We start from the raw sequence: 21,723 nt of genomic DNA, 5'->3' as shown, positions 1-21,723 counted from the left end.
TTATGTTAAAACCATCTATCAATGAGGTACTAGAAAAAATAGACAACAGATACTATTTAGTAGGAACTGTTTCAAAGAGAGCAAGAAAATTAATTGATGGAGAAGAGCCATACGTTTCAAATAAAGCTAAAGAGAAGCCTGTATGTGTAGCAACTAAGGAAGTTGCAAGTGGAAAAATAACATACAGATTATTGACAGAAGAAGAAATAGAGATAGAAGAAGCTAGACACCATGCTGAGCAACACAAACAAATTTCAGAAGAGGAGTAAGGTCATGCTAAAAGATAAAACTGTTGTAATTGGCATAAGCGGCGGAATAGCTGCATATAAGGCTTGTGATGTTGTAAGTAAGTTAAAAAAACTAAATGCAAATATCCATGTTATAATGACAAAATCGGCAACAGAATTTGTTAAACCACTTACACTTCAATCACTAAGTCAAAATTATGTAGTAGAAGATATGTTTGAAGAACCAAAAACTTGGGAAGTTGAGCATATATCATTAGCAAAAAAGGCAGATTTATTTTTAATAGTGCCAGCAAGTGCAAATATTATAGGAAAAATTGCAAATGGTATAGCTGATGATATGTTGACAACTACTGTTATGGCAACAAAAGCACAAGTTTTGATGGCACCAGCTATGAATACTAATATGTATGAAAATCCAATTGTTCAAAAAAATATTCAAACGTTAAAGGATTTTGGGTATAAATTTATTGAACCAGAAAGTGGAAGACTTGCATGTGGAGATATTGGAGCAGGTAAATTAGCTAATCCAGATGTAATAGTAGAGGAAGTTTTAGCTAATCTTACTAAAGAGCAAGATTTAAAAGGTCAAAGCATTATAGTTACAGCTGGTCCAACTGTAGAAAGCATAGACCCAGTAAGATACCTAACTAATAGGTCTTCTGGTAAAATGGGATATTCTATAGCGAGAGAAGCTATATCTAGAGGTGCTGATGTAACATTAATATCAGGTCCTACAAACCTTTCTATTCCACAAAACCTTAAAAAGTTTGTGAAAATAGAATCAGCACAGGATTTGTATGAAGCAGTAGTATCAAATTTAAGTGAAAATAAAATTGTAATTCAAAGTGCAGCAGTTGCAGATTATAAGCCAAAAACCTATTCTGACAAAAAGATTAAAAAGAAGAATGATGATTTATCAATAGAACTAAGTAGGAATTATGATATTGCTTATGAAATAGGAAAAATAAAAGAAGATAGGATATTAGTAGGATTTGCAGCTGAAACTAACGACCTTATAGAACATGCCAAAGGAAAAATAAAAAAGAAAAATCTAGATTTTATTGTGGCAAATGATTTAACTAAAGAGGGTGCTGGTTTTAGAACTGATACTAATATTGTAAAAATCATAGATGTAGAAGGAAATATTACTGAGTATCCTAAAATGAAAAAAGAAGAAGTAGCTAATGTTATTTTAAATAAAATTAAAGTGTTACTTGAGAGATAAGAACTTTTTTAAATATGATATTTGTGTATTTTATCACAGCTAAAGTGGCTGAAAGCTGCAATTTAATTTTAGCGAGTAAAAACTCGCAAATGTCAGTTAAATTGTGGTTTTCAGCATTTATTTTGCCATAAAGTATAAAATATAATTAATAGTTAACTATTAAGATATGGTTAATATTATTAATGACTTGAAATTTTTTATAAATGCTGATATTTTTAACATTTTGTAAAATATATTAGAATATAAACAGTAGATTAAATTTAAGTAGAGGTTTTATAATGAAAAAATATGCAAAGGTAATAGTTAGAAGTAATACTATATACACAGATAATTTATTTACATATCAAATTCCTGTATTTTTATCAGAGTCTATAAGACTTGGACATAGAATATTAGTACCATTTGGAAAAGGTAATAGACCAACAGAAGCCTTTGTATTTCAATTTACAGATAGTTTAGATGAAAAAATAAAGATAAAAGAAATTATTGATATATTGGATGAGAAGCCAATATTTAGAGAAGAAGACTTAGAATTGGTTTATTGGATGAAAAATAGATATTTGTGTACTTATATAGAATGTATAAATTTAATATATCCAAAAGGATACAAATTAAATAATTATAAAGTGATATTATTAGGTGAAAGTTTAGCTGGATTAAACGAAGCTCAATTAAAGGAAAAAATATTGACTTTGAGTGATAAAAATAGAGAGATATTAGAAAAAGTAATTGATGGTAAAGGAAAAATTAAGGTTGATAAGTTAAAATATATACCAAATCTAAATAGTTCTTTGTACACAATGAATAGAAATGGAATTATAAAGCTATGTTGGGAATACAAAAATCATAAAAATGAAAAGAAGGTATGTTATATATCTTTGAGTTTGGAAAATGATAAAATTGATGATTATATAGAACAAAATAAGATAAATGTAGGAAGCAAGCAAAAAGAGATATTAAGTTTTCTTAAAAATAATGAAAATGTAGAGATAAATGATTTGTTAGATTTATTAAATGCCTCAAGACAAAGTATAAATTCTTTAAATAAAAAGAAGTTAATAACATTAGAGTTTAAGGATTACTATAGAGAGCCAAAAAGTATTTACAAATCTATATCAAAAAGTATAAAATTAAACAATGAGCAACAACAAGCGGTTGATGAGATAAAGTCAGATATGTTTGTGAATGAGAAGAAACCATACTTAATTCATGGCGTAACTGGAAGTGGAAAAACTGAAGTTTATATGGAAATAATAGAATTTGCATTAAATCAAGGCTTAGATAGTATATTTTTAGTTCCTGAAATAGCATTAACTCCTCAAACAATAGATAGGTTAAAAAGCAGGTTTGGTGATTTAGTTGGAGTGTTTCACAGTAAACTATCTGAAGGAGAAAAACATGACGTCTATAAAGCTGTAAAAGCAGGGAGAATAAGAGTTTTGATTGGAGCTAGGTCAGCTCTATTTGCACCTTTTAATTCTTTAGGTCTTATAATAATTGATGAATTCCATGAGTCATCATATAAGTCTGAGAAGAATCCAAAATTTAATGCCATAGAAGTAGCTAGATTTATGGCACTAAAAAATAATCTAACTCTTATTTTAGGTTCAGCTACTCCTTCAATTGAAGAATATTATAAAGCAAAATCTGGAGAATACAAACTTATAAATATAAAAAATAGAGCAAATGATAAACCTCTTCCAAACATCGAAGTGGTAGACATGAAAGATGAACTGGACAAGGGGAATAGGAGTATATTTAGTTTGAAGCTCCAAAAAGAAATAAGTTGTGCAATTGAAGAGAATAGCCAAGTCATACTGTTTTTAAATAGAAGAGGTTATGCAAATTTTGTATCTTGTAGAAAGTGTGGATACGTTTTTCAGTGTGAAAATTGTGACATATCTTTAACTTATCACAAGAAAAGTAATAATGGAAGATGCCACTATTGTGGATATGAGAAAGAAATACCAAAAGAGTGTCCTGAGTGCAAAAGTCACTATGTTAAGCCTTTTGGAGTTGGAACTCAAAAGATTGAAGAAGAATTAAAAAATATTTTTCCAGATATAAGAACCTTGAGAATGGATAAGGATACAACTTCAAAAAAAGGTGCTTTAGATGAAATACTAAATAAATTTAAAGATAAAGAAGCAGATGTACTCATTGGAACACAGATGTTAAGTAAAGGATTAGATTTTGATAATATAACTTTAGTAGGGATTTTATCTGCAGATATGATATTAAATTTTCCAGATTTTAAAAGTTTTGAAACTACATTTCAACTGATAACTCAAGTTTCTGGAAGAGCCGGGAGAGCAGATAAAGAGGGTAAAGTAGTACTTCAGACATATGATACTGAACACTATGCTATTAAACATGCTATTGAATATGACTATGAGGGTTTTTATGAAGATGAGATAAAAATAAGAAAAGCATTTGGATATTCTCCTTTTAATAACATGTTGAGTGTAGTTGTTAGTGGTGAAGATGAGAGATTAGTAGTAAAAAACATAAAAAATATGCATGCATCATTGATTTATTTATTAGAAAAAAGGGGTATAAATGATTTAGGATTTATATTAGGTCCAAACCCATGTTCAATATCAAAAATAAATCAAAATTATAGATGGCAGATACTCTTTAAAGATGAAAATATTGAAATTAATCTGTTAAAGGGTATAATAAAATATATATGTATAACAAAACGAGATTTGATATTTGATAAGAATATCAATGTATCTATAGATATTAATCCAAACAGTGTATTATAAATTTAGGAGGAAATATAATGGCTTTAAGACAGATAGTTCAAATAGGAGAACCAGTATTAAGAAAAAAATCAAAAAAGGTTGAAAAAATTGATGAAAAAATAATACAATTATTAGATGATATGGCAGAAACTATGTATGATGCAGATGGTGTTGGATTAGCTGCACCTCAAGTTGGAATTTTAAAAAGAGTAGTAGTAATAGATATCGGAGAAGAACTTATAGAACTTATAAATCCTGAAATAATAGAAACATCTGGAGAGCAAATAGACGAGGAAGGATGTTTAAGTGTTGTTGGAGAGGGTGGAGATGTTCGAAGACCAAATTATGTAAAAGTTAGAGCTTTAAATAGAAATGGTGAAACAATAGAGTTAGAAGGAGAAGAACTTTTAGCTAGAGCATTTTGTCATGAGATAGACCATTTAGATGGAATTCTATTTGTTGATAGAATAGAAAAGTAGTAGGAGTTGATTTAATGAAAATAGTATTTATGGGGACACCTGATATAGCGGTTCCTTGTTTACAAAAAATAATAGATGAGAAGTATGATATATTAGGTGTTGTAACTCAGCCAGATAAACCAAAAGGAAGAGGTAAGAAACTAGGCATGAGTCCAGTAAAAGAGCTTGCAATTGAAAATAATATACCTGTATATCAACCAATCAAAGCTAGGGATGAAGAATTCATAGAGACAATGAAATCTTTAAATCCAGATGTAATAGTGGTTGTAGCTTTTGGACAGATACTTCCAAAAGACATATTAGAAATTCCTAAACTTGGATGTATAAATGTCCATGTTTCTTTACTTCCAAAATATAGAGGTGCGGCACCTATAAATTGGGTAATAATAAATGGTGAAGAAAAGACTGGTGTTACAACTATGTACATGGATGAAGGTTTAGATACTGGAGATATGATATTAAAAACAGAAGTGAATCTTGATGATAATATAACAGCAGGAGAACTTCATGATAAAATGATGAACATAGGTGCAGAAACTTTAAAAGAAACATTAAAGTTAATTGGAGAAGGAACTGCACCAAGAGAGGTACAAAATCATGAAGAATTTTCTTATGCTCCAATAATGAATAAATCATTAGGCAATATAGATTTTTCAAAAAATGCTATGGAAATACACAATTTAGTTAGAGGTGTAAACCCATGGCCAAGTGCTTATACTACTTACAATGGTGTTACAATGAAAATTTGGAAAACCAAAGTGTTAGATGAAGAAAGCACAAAAGATGCAGGTACAATAATTGATGTAAATAAAGAGGGTATAAAAGTAAGTACTAAAGATAAGGTACTTTTAATTGAAGAAATTCAGATGCCAAATAAAAAGAGAATGTTGGTTGGTGAATATATAAAAGGGAATACTATAGAAACTGGTTTAGTATTGGGTTAGGTGAAAAGTATGACAGATATAAAGAAGTATTTAACAAGTGTTGGGATTTTAATTTTAATATTAGGGATTTTGATAGGAGTTGTAAACTTTTTTATAATGAGTTTAACTCAAATATTTTCTTTAGCAATAAATGTTATAATAATATCACTAATACTTATAATACTATCTTCAACAGCAGTTACTTATAGAGTAATTAAAGGAAAAAATGTTAACTCAAATATAATGAAAATAAACTTTAAGATTGTCAGTGGATTATTTCCCATTATATCTTTCATTGCATCCTCATTTGGTATGTCAAAAAGTGAGATTAGAAGGATATATATAAAGTTAAATAATGAATATATATACAGTAATAAATATAATTTTAATCCAGAGGATATAATAATTTTAATACCTCATTGTATTCAAGAGAATAGTTGTAAATTAAAAGTTACTAATGATATAGATAATTGTAAAGAATGTGGAAGATGCAATATAGGAGAATTGACTAAGTTGAAGAAAAGAAGTAAAGTAAAAATATTTGTAGCTACAGGAGGAACTTTAGCTAGAAAGATTATAATAGACAATAAACCTAAAGCTGTTATAGCTGTTGCATGTGAAAGAGACTTAACATCTGGAATACAAGATATAAAAAAAATTCCTGTTTTAGGTGTATTTAACAAAAGACCTAACGGACCCTGTGTAAATACTAATGTAGATATGGTAGATATTGAAAAAGCTATAGACTTTTTAACAGGAAAAAATATATTAGCTTGTAATTAAACTGTTTTTAAGCTATGTGAATATTAAGAGGATGTGTAAAAATATATTTTAGGAGAGTGTTATTTATGTACCCTGTATATGGCGGTTTTTGGGGATTTGACCCAACGATGATTATATTAATTCCAGCTATACTATTCACTGCATATGCACAATTTAAAGTGAGTTCAACAACAAATAAGTATTTGAAAGTAAGAACACGTCGAGGATATACTGGAGAACAAACAGCAAGAAGAGTACTTGATTCAAATGGTCTGTATGATGTAAGTATAGAAATGGTTAGAGGACACTTAAGTGACCACTATGACCCAAGAAGAAAGGTCGTAAGATTATCAGAAGATGTATATTATGGAACTTCCATAACTTCTGTTGCAGTAGCTGCACATGAGTGTGGTCATGCAATGCAACATGCTAAAGGTTATGCTCCTCTTCAAATAAGAAGTAGCTTAGTGCCAGTAGTAAATTTTGCATCAAGTATATCTTGGTTTTTAATATTTATAGGATTTATTATGGCTGGTCCATTTTTAAAAATTGGTATACTATTGTTTTCAGCTTCAGTATTGTTTCAGATAATAACATTACCTGTAGAATTTAATGCTTCAAGTAGAGCAATTGTTCAACTTGGAAATTTAGGTATTATAGATGAGAGTGAGTCAAGACAAAGTAGAAAAGTGCTTTCAGCAGCAGCTTTAACATATGTTGCAGCAGCATTGGTTTCAATACTTCAATTACTTAGATTGTTACTAATAGCTCAAAGAAGAGATGACTAAAAGTAAAGTGGGTTGTTTAGAAACAACCCTTTTTTATGTTTAATAAAAGGGAGAAATTTATATGGATGCAAGAGAAATTGGATTTAAAGTATTATGTGATATAGAGAAAAATAATAACTACTCAAATATTGCAATAAATAAACATTTTAAAAACTTAGAAATAAGTGATATGGATAGAGGACTTGCAACAGAGTTAATCTATGGTGTAATAGAAAATAAGTATTATTTAGATTACATAATCAATAAACTTTCAAAAATAAAAGTAAAAAAAATGTCAACTTATGTTAAAATCTTTTTAAGAATGGGAACATATCAAATTTTATTTTTGGATAGTATATCAGATTATGCAGCAGTCAATGAAACTGTAAAATTATCTAAAAAATATGATAAAAAGTCTTCTGGTTTTATAAATGCTATTCTTAGAAATGAAATAAGAAGTAAAGATACTATAATGGACATAACTGAGGAAGATAGTGTAAAATACTTATCTATAAAGTATTCTTATAATTCTTGGATTATAAAAAATTGGATAGATAATTTTGGACAAGAATTTACTGAAGATTTATTGGAGGCAAACGATGAAAAGCCGAGTATTTATATAAGAACCAATACACTTAAAATAAGTAGAGAGGAACTTATTGAAAAATTAAATGCAATGGGTATTGTATGTTTAAAAGTTCCTATGGTAGAAGAAGCTATTAAAGTCGAAAAAATGAAGAATATAGAAAATAATGAATTATTTAAAGCTGGTTTATTTACAATTCAAGATATAAGTTCTATGATAGTAGGGAAAGTAATTAACCCAAAAGAAGATTCGTCTATTTTGGATGTATGTAGTGCTCCTGGTGGAAAATCTACTCATTTAGCTACTTTGATGAATAATACTGGTAAAGTAATAGCTAGAGATATTTTTGAGCACAAATTAAAGCTTATAAAAGCTACTGTAAATAGACTGGGCATTAAAAATGTCTGTGTAGAAAAGTTTGATGCTTCTGAAATTGATGAAAATAGTATAAGTGAATTTGATTATGTTTTAGCAGATGTTCCTTGTTCTGGGCTTGGTATAATAAGACGTAAGCCAGAAATTAAATACAAGAAAGAAGAAGACTTAAAAGATATTACTTCTATACAAAAGAAAATTTTAGAAAATGCATCAAAGTATGTTAAAATTGGTGGAACTTTAGTATATAGTACATGTACAATTCAAGATATGGAAAATATAAATATAGTTACTTCTTTTATTGAAGAAAATAATAATTTTGAATTGACTCCAATTGATACAGTAAATGTAGACTTGGATAATCAAGACAAAGGGTATTTAAAGATATATCCTAATATTCATGGTATAGATGGTTTTTTCATAGCAAAATTAAAGAGAATAAGGTAGTGAAGATAATGGAAAAGAAAAAGGTAGTATTAAAAAATTTTACTGAAGATGAACTTAAAGAATTTATGAAGACTATAGATGAAAAGCCCTTTAGAGGAAGTCAAATATTTGCTTGGATATATAAGGGTGCAAAAACTTTTGATGATATGAATAATATACCAAAAAGTTTGAGAAATAAATTAGAAGAAGTTTCATGTATAGGACATATAGATATAGAATTAAAGTTAGAGTCTAAGGTAGATAGTACAAAAAAATATTTGTTTTTATTAGATGATGGAAATATAATAGAAACTGTGATGATGGATTATGATAGTAGGGTTACTGTCTGTATTTCCAATCAAGTGGGTTGTAGAATGGGATGTAATTTCTGTGCATCTACAATGGATGGATTGATTAGAAACTTAGAACCATGGGAGATTTTAGACCAAGTTATTAAAATTCAAGAAGATACTGGAAAGAGAGTATCAAATCTTGTATTGATGGGAAGTGGTGAACCACTTGATAATTTTGAAAATACAAAACAATTTTTAAAAATAATTAATGAAAAAAATGGTCTTAATATAGGGTATAGACACATAACTCTTTCAACTTGTGGAATAGTACCTAAAATGTATGAATTGGCAGATTTAAAAATAGCCATAAATTTAGCTTTATCACTTCATTCTCCATATGATGAAGAAAGACGAAAAATTATGCCTGTAGCAAATGCTTACTCTATTAAAGAAATATTGGATGCATGTAGATACTATATAAAAAAGACAAATAGAAGGGTCACATTTGAATATTCTCTTATAAAAGGAGTAAATGACTCAGAACAAGAAGCAAAGGCATTAGCTAAGCTCCTAAAAGGTATGCTCTGCCATGTAAATTTAATTCCAATAAACAAAGTCGAAGAAAGAGAATATGAAAAGCCTGATAAAGCATTTATTTATAAATTTAGGGATAGTTTGGAGAAAAATAATATACCTGCTACAGTTAGAATGTCTATGGGTTCTGATATTAGTGGAGCTTGTGGTCAATTGAGAAGAAAATACAAGTAATTTGTAAGGAGGAAGTCGTATGGTTTATAGTTGTGCCTCCCATATAGGTAAAATAAGAAAAAACAATGAAGACTACTGTGAGGGAGAAGTTATAGATACAGAACATGGTCCAATAGGAATATTTGCCATAGCTGATGGAATGGGCGGACATAAAAAGGGTGAGGTCGCCAGTAAATTAGCAGTAGAAAATATAATTGATTTTCTAAAAGAAAACTTATTACAACATGATAATGTAAAAATAGACTATATAGATGATATATTAAAACAGGCTTATAATAATGTAAACTCAATTGTGCACAATAAATCTATGGAAGATATAGAGTTTGAAGGAATGGGAACTACATTAGTTACAGCTATAGTGTATAACAATGTCTTATATGTGGCAAATGTTGGAGATAGCAGATGTTATTTGTTAACAGATGAAAAATTTGATAAAATAACTATAGACCATTCCGTGGTTGAAGAACTTATGATGGCTCATGTTATTACAGAAGAAGAGGCGAGAAGACATCCACAAAGGAATAGAATAACTAGAGCAATTGGAACAGATGATATGGTTGTTGTAGATATTTTTAAGAAAGAAATTAAAAAAAGTGATATAATACTTCTTGCGACAGATGGATTAACTGGGTTTATTGATGATGAAGATATAAGAGATTTAATATTAGATTATGAATACGAGAGAATTAGTAATATAAGTGAAGAATTGATAAGTATGGCCAATGATGTTTCTGGTAAAGATAATGTTTCGGTTATAGTGATAAAAGTATAATTAGGACGGTGATATTGTGGGAGATACAATTTTAGGAAATCGATATGAAATCATCAGAAAGATTGGTGATGGAGGTATGGCCTTTGTATATGAGGCTAAAGACAGGTTATTAAACAGGACTGTTGCACTTAAGGTACTTAGACCTGAATTTGTAGATGACGATGAATTTTTAACAAAATTTAAAAGAGAGGCAGAGGCAGTAGCTAGTCTTTCTCATCCAAATATAGTAAATGTTTATGATGTTGGTGAAGATGGAAAAGTTCACTACATTGTAATGGAGTTTGTAGATGGTAAGAATCTAAAAGAGATTATACAAGATGAAGGTATATTAGATGAATATACTGCATTAGATATAACAAAACAGATAGCTATGGCACTTAGTGCTGCACATAAAAAAGGGATTATACATAGAGATATAAAACCTCATAATATCCTCATATCCAATGAAGGAAGAGTAGTAAAAGTAGCTGATTTTGGTATAGCTAAAGCTGTCTCAAACTCAACAATGACCAATATTGGTAGTATAATCGGTTCAGTACATTATTTTTCACCAGAACAAGCCAAAGGTAAATTTGTAACTAATAATGCTGACCTGTATTCTTTAGGTATAGTTTTATATGAAATGTTGATAGGAAAAGTTCCATTTAGGGGAGATAGTCCAATTTCTATAGCTCTTCAACACATTAATGATGATATAGATTTTACATCAGAAGAAAAAGTTAGAATTCCTCAAAGTGTAAGAACTACAATAAAAAAGCTTACAGAAAAATCTAGTGCAGACAGATACCAAACTGCTGAAGAGTTGATAGAAGATATCGAGTATATAGAAAAAAACATTGATTTAGATTTTATAAAAGAATATGATGATTTTGCAACTAAGAAAATTGATGAAAAGGAAATTAATAAAGTTGTAAATCCAATACTTGCAAAGCCAGCTCCCGAAAAAGTAGTTAAGCCTGTTGAAGTTGCTGATTTGGATGAAGATGATGATTACTATGATGATTTTTATGAAGACGATGATGAAGAAGATGAAGATGAGGAAGAGATAATGAGAGCTAAAAAGAATCAGAAACCTAAGAATACTACAAGTAAGAGGGCTAAGAAAAAGAAGAAAAAACAGGAAAGTCCAAAGTCTAGAAAAAGATTAAAAGTAATTGCAGCTGTTTTAATAGTAATATTATGTGCTCAAGTATTCCTAGCATATAAATTTTTATTTGCAGGAGGGTTTGGCAGTAAGTCTCTGAGTGTTCCTAATCTTGTAAATATGACTTTGGAAGAAGCTCAAAGTGCTGTTGAAAAAGAAGGATTATCCTTAAGTGTAAAAAGTGAAGAGTATAGTAGTGAGGTCGATGAAAACTGTATAATATCACAGACACCTGAAGGAGGAAGCACAAATGTTAAGAAGGGTGATACTATAAATGTTGTTGTAAGCAAAGGTGCAAATCAGGCTTCTGTTCCTAATGTAGTAGGACTTACTTTAAGTAATGCAAAGCAACTTATTGAGGAAAATAACTTAAAAGTGGGGACAGTTAAGTATGAGTACAGTTCAATATATAAAGAAGGTACAGTTTTAAATCAAAGTCCAGGAGCTAGTTCATCAAGAGTTCAAGAGGGCGATGAGATAAACCTATATGTGAGTAAAGGTTCAGAAAAATCAAATACACAGACACCAACAACACCAGACAAAACACCAACAACACCTGATGATGATGATACAAAAACACCTGGTTCAAACTCAGGAAATAACGGCAGTAACTCAGGAGGTTCAAACTCAGGAAATAGTGGAGGAAATTCAGGAAATAACGGTAGTAATTCAGGAGGTTCAAACTCAGGAAATAGTGGAGGAAACTCAGGAAACAACGGTAGTAACTCAGGAGATAATGGAGATAATTCAGGAGGTTCAAATTCAGGAAATAGTGGAGATAATTCAGGAGGCTCAAACTCAGGAAATAGTGGAGATAACTCAGGAGGCTCAAGCTCAGGAGGAAATGGAGAAACTCCATCTGGAACTGGCGGAAATATTGGTAAAACAGAATAAATGTTAGCAAAATAAGAGCTGTCCTTTTATGGAAAATATTTTCTTTAAAGGGGCAGTTTGTTTTGTATAAAATATGGAATTGGTTATAATAAAGGAGAAAAGAGTTTATGGAAAATAAAACAGTTTTAATTACAGGAGGCTCTAGAGGTATTGGCAAAGCTATGTGTGAAGCTTTTGCAAAAGAAGGATATAATGTATTAATAAACTTTAATAAGTCAGAAAATGAAGCTAAAGAGTTGTATACTAAATTAAGTAAAAAAAATTTTTCTGTAAAATTATTTAAAGCAGATATTTCAAATAGAGTAGATGTAGAGAATATGATAGATTATTGCATAAAAGAATTTGGGGGGGTGGACGTACTCGTAAATAATGCTGGTATAAGTCAAGACAAGTTATTTACAGATATAACTGATGAAGACTGGGATAGTATGATGAATATTAACTTAAAAGGAAGTTTTTATTGTTCACAAGTTGCTTTAAAATACATGATATCAGAAAAAAAAGGGAATATAATTAATATATCTTCGATTTGGGGAATATCAGGTGCTTCTTGTGAAGTACATTACTCTATAACAAAAGCAGGTATAATAGGTATGACAAAGGCATTAGCTAAAGAAGTTGGACCATCAAATATTAGAGTAAATAGTATAGCTCCAGGTGTTATTGATACTGACATGTTATCTGAATATAATAAAGAAGATATAAATGTTCTTGTAGAAGAAACTCCTCTAATGAGGCTTGGAACCCCAGAAGATATAGCAAATTGTGCTATTTTCTTAGCATCGGATAAATCAAATTTTATCACTGGTCAAGTAATTAGTCCAAACGGAGGATTTGTTATTTAAAAAAAATGTGGTATTATATAAAAATAGGAAACAATAACACGATATACTGCTTAGAAACAGTATATGTTTATATAAATTTTATAAAGGGAGGCATTTGATGCTAGAAGGAAAAATTATAAAGGGGATTAGTGGATTTTATTATGTAGATACAGACAATGGTCTTTATGAATGTAAAGCTAGAGGAATATTTAGAAAGAAAAAAATAACACCTTTAGTTGGAGATAGAGTGAAGATAAGTGTTGTTGATGAAGACGAAAAAAAAGGTATCTTAGAAGAAATAGATATTAGAGATACAGAACTCATAAGACCTCCTATAGCAAATGTAGATAAGGCATTAATAGTATTTGCAATAAAAAATCCTAAACCAAACTTGTCTCTTTTAGATAGATTTATAGTTTTGGCAGAAAAAGAAAATTTAGAAACTGTAATAATCCTTACAAAAGCAGATTTAGATGATAATGATACGTTAGAAACTGTTAAAAATATATATGAACTTAGTGGATATAAGGTCATCCCAGTAAGTAATATTACTAAGTTAAATATAGAGAAGGTAAAAGAAGAATTAAAAGAAAATGTTGTAGTATTTGCAGGACCATCTGGAGTTGGAAAATCAAGCTTGCTAAATGAAATAGATGAAAACTTTAAACTGCAAACAGGAGTGGTAAGTGATAAAATAAAAAGAGGAAAGCACACTACTCGCCATGCAGAACTTTTAAAGTTGGAATTTGGTGGAATGGTTGCAGATACACCAGGATTTAGTTCACTTGCACTTGAAGATATAGAAGAAGTTGAGCTTAAAGATTATTTTATAGAATTTGATAAATTTAATGATTGTAAGTTTGGTTCAAAATGTATTCATGAAAATGAACCCAATTGTGCTATAAAAGAAGCTGTTGCAAATGGAGAAATATCTAAAGAAAGATATGATAGTTATATACAGCTACTAAATGAAATAAGACAAAATAACAGTAGGAGGTATTAGAAACATGATTAAATTAGCACCATCAATATTATCAGCAGATTTTGCAAAATTATTAGAGGATGTAAAGAAGGTAGAGAGTGCAGGATGTGAATATCTTCATATCGATGTAATGGATGGACACTTTGTACCAAATATTACATTAGGTCCACTTGTAGTTAAAAGCCTAAAAAAAGAAAATATAAATATGGTATTTGATGCTCATCTTATGATAGAAAATCCAGACCAGTATATTGAAGAGTTTGTAAAAGCAGGATGTGACATAATAACAGTTCATCAGGAAGCTTGTGTGCATCTACATAGAACTATACAAAACATAAAATCATATGGAATAAAAGCAGGTGTAGTGCTTAATCCAGCTACACCAATAGATACTATTAAACATGTGCTACCTGATTTAGATATGGTATTATTAATGTCTGTTAATCCTGGATTTGGAGGTCAATCATTTATACCTTGTGTTTTAGATAAAATTAAAGAGTTAAAAGCCCTTATAGATAATCAAGGATTAAACATTGATATAGAAGTTGATGGTGGTATAAGCCCTAAAAATGTGGCTGAAGTTGTACAGGCAGGGGCTAATGTAATAGTAGCAGGTTCTGCAATATTTGGAAGTGATGACATTCAAGAAACAGTTAATTTATTTAGAAAGAATGCTTCTCTTGAAGAATTGGTTTAAATTTAAGAATGAAAATATGTATTATTTTAAATGGTGAAATTGAAGATTACGAAATTACAAGAAATATTATAATTAAAGAATGTTATGACTGTATAATATGTGCAGATGGAGGGGCAAATCATGCCTACAAAATGGAAATCATGCCAGATTATATATTAGGCGACTTAGATTCAGTAGACGAAGAAAAGGTAGATTTTTACAGAAATCAAGGTGTTAAATTTGAAAAATTTCCATCTAAGAAAGATGAGACTGATACAGAGCTTTGTCTTTTTTTAGCCAAAACTCTTAAAGCAAATCATATTGATTTTTTTGGAGCTTTAGGTGGAAGGATTGACCATACTATTACCAATATAAATCTATTATACTATCTAAAAGAAGATGGTATATATTCTAGAATATTCTCTGATAAAGAAGAGATGTATATAGTTATGAATGAGGAAATTACTTTACATGGAAATGCAGGTGATACTATTTCTGTAATAGCTCTAAAAGGAGATGCTAAAGGTGTAACACTTACTGGTTTAGAATACCCTCTAGATAACTATTATATGAAATACTCTGTACCTATTGGAATGTCAAATGTTATGTTGAGTAATTCTTGTAGTATTAAAGTAGAGCAAGGGTGTGTACTTGTAGTTAGAAATTTATAAAAGTCGATTTTGGCAATTGATTTTATATTACAAAGCAGATACAATCAAGTAAAATATATTTATGATTGTATCTGCTTTTTAGTATATAATTATAAATATATGATAAATTTTGGACATAAGGGGGATTTTTTTGTGGTAGATAGTATTATTTTCGATTTAGATGGAACTTTATGGGATTCAACTGAAGAAGTATGCAAGGTATGGCAGGATGTTTTAAATAAGCATAAAGATATAGACTTAAATGTCACAAGAGAGTTGTTTAGAAGCGTCATGGGTCTTTCTTTTGATGAAATAGCAAATCGTTTATTTCCAACTTTAAGTGAAGAAGAAAGAATGAATTTATTGAATGAATGTTCCTTAAAAGAATGTGACTATTTATCTGAAAATGGAGCTAAATTATTTGATGGTATAGAAGATACTCTTAGATTGCTATCTAAAAAGTATAAATTATTTATAGTAAGCAATTGCCAAGCTGGATATATAGAATCTTTTTTAAAAGCACATAAGTTAGAACAGTATTTTATAGATTTTGAATGTCCTGGAAATACTGGCTTACATAAAGGTGAGAATAATAAACTTATAATCGATAGAAATAAATTAATTAATCCAATTTATGTTGGAGATACGCAAGGTGATGCAAATAGTGCTAAGTTTGTAAGTATACCTTTTATATATGCAAAGTATGGATTTGGGAATGTAGATGGATATGAATATTCTATAGACTCATTTAAAGATTTATTAGAACATGATATATTAAAATAGGATGAGTTTAGAGATTATATTAAAATAATAAAAAAGTTATGGGGGGATTTAAAAATGGAATTACAAGATACTATTTTTAAAAGACAAAGTGTAAGAAAGTTTAAAAATCAAGATGTTTCAGATGAGGATATTTTAAAAATGATAAAAGCAGCTGGAGCAGCTCCATCAGGAAAAAATATTCAAAACTGGCATTTTGTAGTTATAAAGCGACGTGATTTGATGGAAAAAATTGCAGCTGTAATAACTAAAAAACAACAAGAAATACTTGTAGAGATGGATAAAGTATCAGCAGAAAAGGCTAATAGATTTAGAAAGTTTGTACCAAACTTTACATTATTCTATTTAAAAGCCCCAGTTTTAGTATTAGTTTTTACAAAGGTGTATAATCCATCAGGATATTATGAATTAGAACTTATAGATGCACCTAAAGAGACTATAGATAAGTTGTTTATAAGAAATCCAGGTATGCAGAGTTTAGGTGCTGCAATTGAAAACTTTACCTTATCAGCAATTGAGTTAGGATATGGTTCTTGTTGGTTGACAAGTCAAAACTATGCAGCAGATGAGATAGAAGATGTTTTAGAAGCAGAAACTGGATTTGAAAAGGGAGAGTATTTTTTAGGAGCAATGTTAGCTCTTGGAGTACCAGAAGATAACCTAAAGAGTCCATCTAAAAAGCCAGTAGAAGAAATATGCACATTTATAAAGTAAAAATGATGATTTCTATAAAAGCAAATTGAAGTAAAAATAAATATGTTAAAAATTAAAAAGTAGATTCTATTGATATTAATATTATATTTCAAATCATTGATTTAATTGATACAATAAGAGCTACTTTTTTTGTGCATATTAATTTTAAATATATTTAAATCTTTAGAAAATCTTTAGAAAAGTATATATAATATCTTAAGTTTTTAACTTTAATATTAAGTATATAAACAAAATAAAACAGTACTAAACTTGTACTAGAGGGAGGTCTTTAAAATGAGAATTTAAGTACAAATAACTAAAATAAAAAGCTATAAATATATAAAAAAATGGAAAAACTTCTATCATATTGTATAATCATAGATGTAAAGAAAATTTACAAACTAATTGATATAAAGGAGATTAAAATGAATTCATATAATATTTTGGTGGTAGAAGATGAAAAAGAAATAGCAGATGCTATAGAAATATACCTATTAAATCAAGGGTATAATGTTTTTAAGGGATACAATGGATTAGAAGGGCTTAAGGTTATAGAAAATCAAGAAATACATCTGGCAATAGTTGATATAATGATGCCTAAGATGGATGGAATAACACTTACAATGAAGCTTAGAGAAAATCATAATTTTCCAGTAATAATGTTATCTGCAAAATCAGAGGAAGTTGATAAAATAATGGGGCTTAATATAGGAGCAGATGATTATGTGACAAAACCTTTTAAGCCATTAGAGTTATTGGCTAGGGTTAATTCACAACTTAGAAGATATACTAAGTATCTAAACATGGTTGGAGATAAAGAGCAAAGTGTAGAAGCTAATGATAGCGTATTTGCAATAGGTGGATTAGAATTAAATGAAAATACAAAAGAAGTTAGTATTGATGGAAAATATATAAAAACAACTCCTATAGAATTTAAAATACTAAGTTTACTTATGAGAAATGCAGGAAGAGTTTTTTCTGCTGATGAAATATACGAAAGAGTTTGGAATGAGAATGCTGTAAATACAGATACAGTTATGGTACATGTTAGGAATATAAGAGAAAAAATAGAGATAGACCCAAAAAATCCAAAATATTTGAAGGTGGTGTGGGGTGTTGGATACAAAATTGAAAAAATTTAAAGATAAATATATAGTTACTATTATAGTTTTTATACTTATGTTATCAGCATCATTAGGAATGGTTAGTCAATATTCTACTATACAAGCAGGTGCTAAAGGTGGAGCTAAAAATCCATTTGAACAAGAAAATTTTGTAGATGATATATATAAAGGAAGTTATGTTTTATATCACAATATGAAAGAAGATCAAGAAGGAAAAATGATACAACCATCAAAGCTTTTTATAAATGAAGAAACTATGAACTATATAAAAAATGTGGGCAAAGAAAAAAACTTATATGATGGTTCAGAAAGCTATTATACAGATGATAATATTAATGCAGATTTTAATGAAAACTTTGAAAGTTGGGAGTCTTTTATTAATGATTCAGGAAAAAATTTAAAATATTATTTAGTTGATAAAGAAAAAAATTTCGAACTTTTTAATGAAGATAAAGAATTAAGAGCTCTTGATACAACAAAGAATGATAGTTCAGGAGAAAATTCTGATGAAAATCAAACAAAAAATACAACAATGAGTGACGAAGAAAAAAAAAATAAGATTAAGGGTATAAAAGAAAATTATAGATTTTATGTTGTAATGAATTTTGATAAAGATGGAAAAGTAAATGTTGTCGATTCTTATGGAGTAAATCAAAAAGTTATTAATCAAATGCTATTATCTAAAGCAAGAGAAGATTTAATGAATACAAATTTAGGTGAAAATTCAATTTCATATAAACTAACACCAATAAAAAATGTAACATTAGTATATGCTATTCCTAAAGTAATAAGCAAAGATGATAGTGCAGGGTATGGTTATGGAAGTATTTATAACAGCGATAATATAAGTGGATATATAAACAATGTAGAAAATAATTCTTATTATAAAATTTCTGGAATGATTTTAAAAATTATGTTAGCTATAGTCGTGATTGTGGCTTTAGCATTCCCATATAGAAAATCTAAGGAGTTACTAGGATTTGATACATTATCAAGAATACCATTGGAGATACTTTTTATTACCGTTGCTATTGTACAGGGGATTGTAGACTTATATCCAACTGGTATAATAAGTGATACCTTGAATGGAAATTATGTAGAGTATCTAATAAATAATGATATAAGTGCTAAAATGGCAAGTATATTGGTAAGCTTAATGAATCTAACTTATTGGTTTGTAATCTTCTCAATAATATTTGTATTTATAACACTTTTAAAACATATTTTAAATGTTGGAATAAGAGAGTATTTTGTAAAGAATACTGTAACAGGAATGTTTTTTGTATGGTTTAGAAAAGCATGGAAAAAGGTTATTAATCAAATTAGAACAATAAATTTAAAAGAAAAACCAAATAAAACTATAGCTATAATTCTGGGAGTAAACTTAGTAATTATAGTTATAATGTGTAGTATGTGGTTCTTTGGGATAATACTTGCAATAATTTACTCAATAGTTTTATTTAAAGTACTATCAGATTATTCTAAAAAGACAGTATGTGAATATAATCAACTTTTGGATGTTACGAAGAAAATTTCAGATGGAAACTTAGAAGTAAATATGGAAAAAGATTTAGGATTCTTTAATCCTATAAAAGATGAACTAGGAAATATTCAAACTGGATTTAAAAAAGCTGTTGATGAAGAAGTTAAGAGTCAAAAGATGAAAACAGAGCTTATATCAAATGTATCACATGACTTAAAAACACCTTTAACATCTATAATCACTTATATAGATTTATTAAAAGATGAAAGTATAACAGAAGAAAATCGCAGATTGTATATTGATACATTGGATAGAAAATCACAAAGATTACAACACTTAATAGAAGACTTGTTTGAAGTAAGTAAGGTAAATAGTGGAGATGTACATTTGAATATAGTAAATGTGGATATTGTATCTCTAATGAAACAGACACTTTTAGAGTTAGATGACAAAATTGCAGATTCATCTCTAATATTAAAAAATAATTTTTCTAGTGAAAAAATAATATTACCACTGGATAGTCAGCGTACATTTAGAGTATTTGAAAATCTTATAATAAATATAAGTAAGTATGCAATGCCAAGTTCAAGAGTGTATATTGATATTTTAGAAACAGATAATAAAGTAACTATTATGCTTAAGAATATGTCTGCAACTGAGATTGATTTTAGTGTAGATGATATAATGGAGAGATTTGTAAGAGGGGATAAGTCACGTAATACAGAAGGCTCTGGACTTGGTCTAGCAATAGCAAAAAGTTTTGTAGAGTTACAGGGTGGTAAGATGAATATAAGTGTAGATGGAGACTTATTTAAAGTTACAATTACTTTTAATAAAAAATAGATTAGACTTCTATCACAGATTATAACTATAGATTCTATAAAATAAAATTTTGTAAAAGTTGTCTTGAAATATAATGTTAATTTGTACAAATAAAAAGGTGAATCCTGATATACTGGATTCACCTTTTTTAGTTTATAAAACATATTATGTATATCCTGTTGTATTCTTATCTTTATAATTTTACTCTAGATAAAAAAATACTTTATTAATGAATCAATGAAGTTGCCAATATGGCACTTCCTATTAATCCTGCATCATCTCCTATTTCTGCTAACTTTATATTAACATTAACAGTTTCAAAAACCATTTTTTCAACTTGGTACACTATATCTTTTAAGTAAGTGCTATTATGTAGTATTATAGAACCTCCAAGTACTATAACCTCTGGGTCTACTATTACTATGATATTGGCTATTGCCTTTGAGATATTTATTACCCAGTTATTTATAATTTCCTTGCAATATGGATTTTTTAATTGAGCTTGTTCAAAAACTTCCTTTGTAGAGATGTGTTTGTTTAATTTTTCAGTAGCAATTCTAGATATATTAACTCCACTACATTGACCTTCCAAAGCTCCTTTGTTTAATCCAGAATGAGAGTAAGTATCTTCATTAATAATCATATTACACAACTCTGCTGCTACATTATTAAATCCATTTACAATTTCTCCTTTATATATGTATCCACCACCAATACCAGTTGATAGAGTCATATAATACACACTTTCTGCATCTTTTCCAGAACCTACTTTAGCTTCACCATATCCTGCTACATTAGCATCATTGTTAACAGCTACAGGAATACCAAACTCGGTTTCTATAAATTTTTTTATCTCAAAATTTTCCCAACCTAGTAAATTAGGTGGATTTAAAATCTTTCCTTGTCTTAAATCTAGTGGACCTGGACACCCTACACCTATAGATTTTATGCTGTATTTGCCCCATCTTTCTTTTATATAATTACATAAGTTACCTATATTTTTGTATGGTCCTTCTGATACATTATTTTGTATCTTAATTTTATCTACCATTCCATAGTTTTCATTTAATATAGCAGCTCTTATGTTGGTTCCACCTATATCAATACCTATATAATAATTCATGATTTTTCCCCCTATATTTTGTGTACATTCATATTTTTCATAATATAAATTCTCGGATTTTATTGTATATATTATAGATTATATCGATAACTTTTAGTGTTTTATATAATCTATAAAAAGGCTTATAAAGAATGAAATCTTATATAAGCCATTTATA

The 21,723-nt window shown here is 28.8% G+C and carries 20 protein-coding genes; 19 read left to right on the top strand and 1 reads right to left on the bottom strand.

Annotated elements, in window-relative coordinates; all coding sequences use genetic code 11:
* The first annotated feature begins 2 nt into the window (after nucleotides 1–2).
* The 19 genes from rpoZ to ACTG48_RS14745 all read left to right on the top strand — a co-directional run bounded on the left by rpoZ (nucleotide 3) and on the right by ACTG48_RS14745 (nucleotide 20,464).
* Entirely contained in the window at nucleotides 3–269 is a 267-nt protein-coding gene (rpoZ, locus tag ACTG48_RS14835) for a DNA-directed RNA polymerase subunit omega (protein ID WP_021385513.1), read from the top strand.
* Nucleotides 270–273: 4 nt separating this feature from the next.
* On the top strand, nucleotides 274–1,473 hold the full coding sequence (gene coaBC / locus ACTG48_RS14830) for a bifunctional phosphopantothenoylcysteine decarboxylase/phosphopantothenate--cysteine ligase CoaBC (RefSeq protein WP_021385549.1): 1,200 nt from the start codon (nucleotides 274–276) through the stop codon (nucleotides 1,471–1,473).
* A 278-nt stretch (nucleotides 1,474–1,751) separates the two neighbouring features.
* Nucleotides 1,752–4,241, top strand: coding sequence for a primosomal protein N' (gene priA, locus ACTG48_RS14825; RefSeq protein WP_479917253.1), 2,490 nt, complete (start codon nucleotides 1,752–1,754; stop codon nucleotides 4,239–4,241).
* A gap of 17 nt (nucleotides 4,242–4,258) precedes the next feature.
* Complete coding sequence (gene def / locus ACTG48_RS14820) at nucleotides 4,259–4,699, top strand: peptide deformylase (protein WP_021385382.1); 441 nt, start codon at nucleotides 4,259–4,261, stop codon at nucleotides 4,697–4,699.
* A gap of 14 nt (nucleotides 4,700–4,713) precedes the next feature.
* Complete coding sequence (fmt, locus tag ACTG48_RS14815) at nucleotides 4,714–5,643, top strand: methionyl-tRNA formyltransferase (RefSeq protein WP_021385518.1); 930 nt, start codon at nucleotides 4,714–4,716, stop codon at nucleotides 5,641–5,643.
* Between the two features lie 9 nt (nucleotides 5,644–5,652).
* The gene (locus ACTG48_RS14810; protein ID WP_021385401.1) at nucleotides 5,653–6,405 is read left to right on the top strand and encodes a DUF116 domain-containing protein; all 753 of its coding nucleotides are present in this window, start codon (nucleotides 5,653–5,655) and stop codon (nucleotides 6,403–6,405) included.
* Between the two features lie 65 nt (nucleotides 6,406–6,470).
* Nucleotides 6,471–7,172 carry a zinc metallopeptidase gene (locus ACTG48_RS14805; protein ID WP_021385405.1) on the top strand — a complete coding sequence of 234 codons (702 nt, stop codon included), beginning with the start codon at nucleotides 6,471–6,473 and terminating at the stop codon, nucleotides 7,170–7,172.
* Nucleotides 7,173–7,233: 61 nt separating this feature from the next.
* On the top strand, nucleotides 7,234–8,559 hold the full coding sequence (gene rsmB / locus ACTG48_RS14800; protein WP_021385566.1) for a 16S rRNA (cytosine(967)-C(5))-methyltransferase RsmB: 1,326 nt from the start codon (nucleotides 7,234–7,236) through the stop codon (nucleotides 8,557–8,559).
* 8 nt (nucleotides 8,560–8,567) lie between these two features.
* Nucleotides 8,568–9,599, top strand: a complete 1,032-nt coding sequence (gene rlmN / locus ACTG48_RS14795; RefSeq protein ID WP_021385364.1) for a dual-specificity RNA methyltransferase RlmN — start codon at nucleotides 8,568–8,570, stop codon at nucleotides 9,597–9,599.
* Nucleotides 9,600–9,618: 19 nt separating this feature from the next.
* Nucleotides 9,619–10,371, top strand: coding sequence for a Stp1/IreP family PP2C-type Ser/Thr phosphatase (locus tag ACTG48_RS14790; protein ID WP_021385496.1), 753 nt, complete (start codon nucleotides 9,619–9,621; stop codon nucleotides 10,369–10,371).
* 16 nt (nucleotides 10,372–10,387) lie between these two features.
* Entirely contained in the window at nucleotides 10,388–12,409 is a 2,022-nt protein-coding gene (gene prkC / locus ACTG48_RS14785) for a PASTA domain-containing Ser/Thr kinase PrkC (protein ID WP_021385376.1), read from the top strand.
* Nucleotides 12,410–12,516: 107 nt separating this feature from the next.
* A complete protein-coding gene (gene ymfI / locus ACTG48_RS14780; protein ID WP_479917252.1) occupies nucleotides 12,517–13,254 on the top strand; it encodes an elongation factor P 5-aminopentanone reductase in 738 nt (245 codons plus the stop codon).
* A gap of 97 nt (nucleotides 13,255–13,351) precedes the next feature.
* Nucleotides 13,352–14,236, top strand: a complete 885-nt coding sequence (rsgA, locus tag ACTG48_RS14775; protein ID WP_479917251.1) for a ribosome small subunit-dependent GTPase A — start codon at nucleotides 13,352–13,354, stop codon at nucleotides 14,234–14,236.
* Between the two features lie 4 nt (nucleotides 14,237–14,240).
* Entirely contained in the window at nucleotides 14,241–14,912 is a 672-nt protein-coding gene (gene rpe / locus ACTG48_RS14770; RefSeq protein WP_021385379.1) for a ribulose-phosphate 3-epimerase, read from the top strand.
* An 8-nt stretch (nucleotides 14,913–14,920) separates the two neighbouring features.
* Nucleotides 14,921–15,562 (top strand): thiamine diphosphokinase, encoded by a 642-nt coding sequence (locus ACTG48_RS14765; protein WP_021385534.1) that lies wholly within the window; start codon nucleotides 14,921–14,923, stop codon nucleotides 15,560–15,562.
* Nucleotides 15,563–15,694: 132 nt separating this feature from the next.
* Nucleotides 15,695–16,324, top strand: coding sequence for an HAD family hydrolase (locus ACTG48_RS14760; RefSeq protein WP_021385482.1), 630 nt, complete (start codon nucleotides 15,695–15,697; stop codon nucleotides 16,322–16,324).
* 54 nt (nucleotides 16,325–16,378) lie between these two features.
* On the top strand, nucleotides 16,379–17,035 hold the full coding sequence (locus ACTG48_RS14755; protein ID WP_021385448.1) for a nitroreductase family protein: 657 nt from the start codon (nucleotides 16,379–16,381) through the stop codon (nucleotides 17,033–17,035).
* A 404-nt stretch (nucleotides 17,036–17,439) separates the two neighbouring features.
* Complete coding sequence (locus tag ACTG48_RS14750; protein WP_479917250.1) at nucleotides 17,440–18,156, top strand: response regulator transcription factor; 717 nt, start codon at nucleotides 17,440–17,442, stop codon at nucleotides 18,154–18,156.
* Nucleotides 18,128–20,464 (top strand): sensor histidine kinase, encoded by a 2,337-nt coding sequence (locus ACTG48_RS14745; protein ID WP_479917249.1) that lies wholly within the window; start codon nucleotides 18,128–18,130, stop codon nucleotides 20,462–20,464. Before ACTG48_RS14750 ends, ACTG48_RS14745 begins: the two co-directional genes overlap by 29 nt.
* 205 nt (nucleotides 20,465–20,669) lie before the next feature.
* Here the strand turns inward: ACTG48_RS14745 and ACTG48_RS14740 are convergent, their stop codons facing one another.
* Entirely contained in the window at nucleotides 20,670–21,566 is an 897-nt protein-coding gene (locus ACTG48_RS14740; RefSeq protein ID WP_021385562.1) for an ROK family protein, read from the bottom strand.
* Between the last annotated feature and the right edge of the window lie 157 nt (nucleotides 21,567–21,723).

The organism is Clostridioides sp. LIBA-6822 (assembly GCF_056688955.1).
This window is presented reverse-complemented; position numbering and strand designations above follow the sequence as displayed.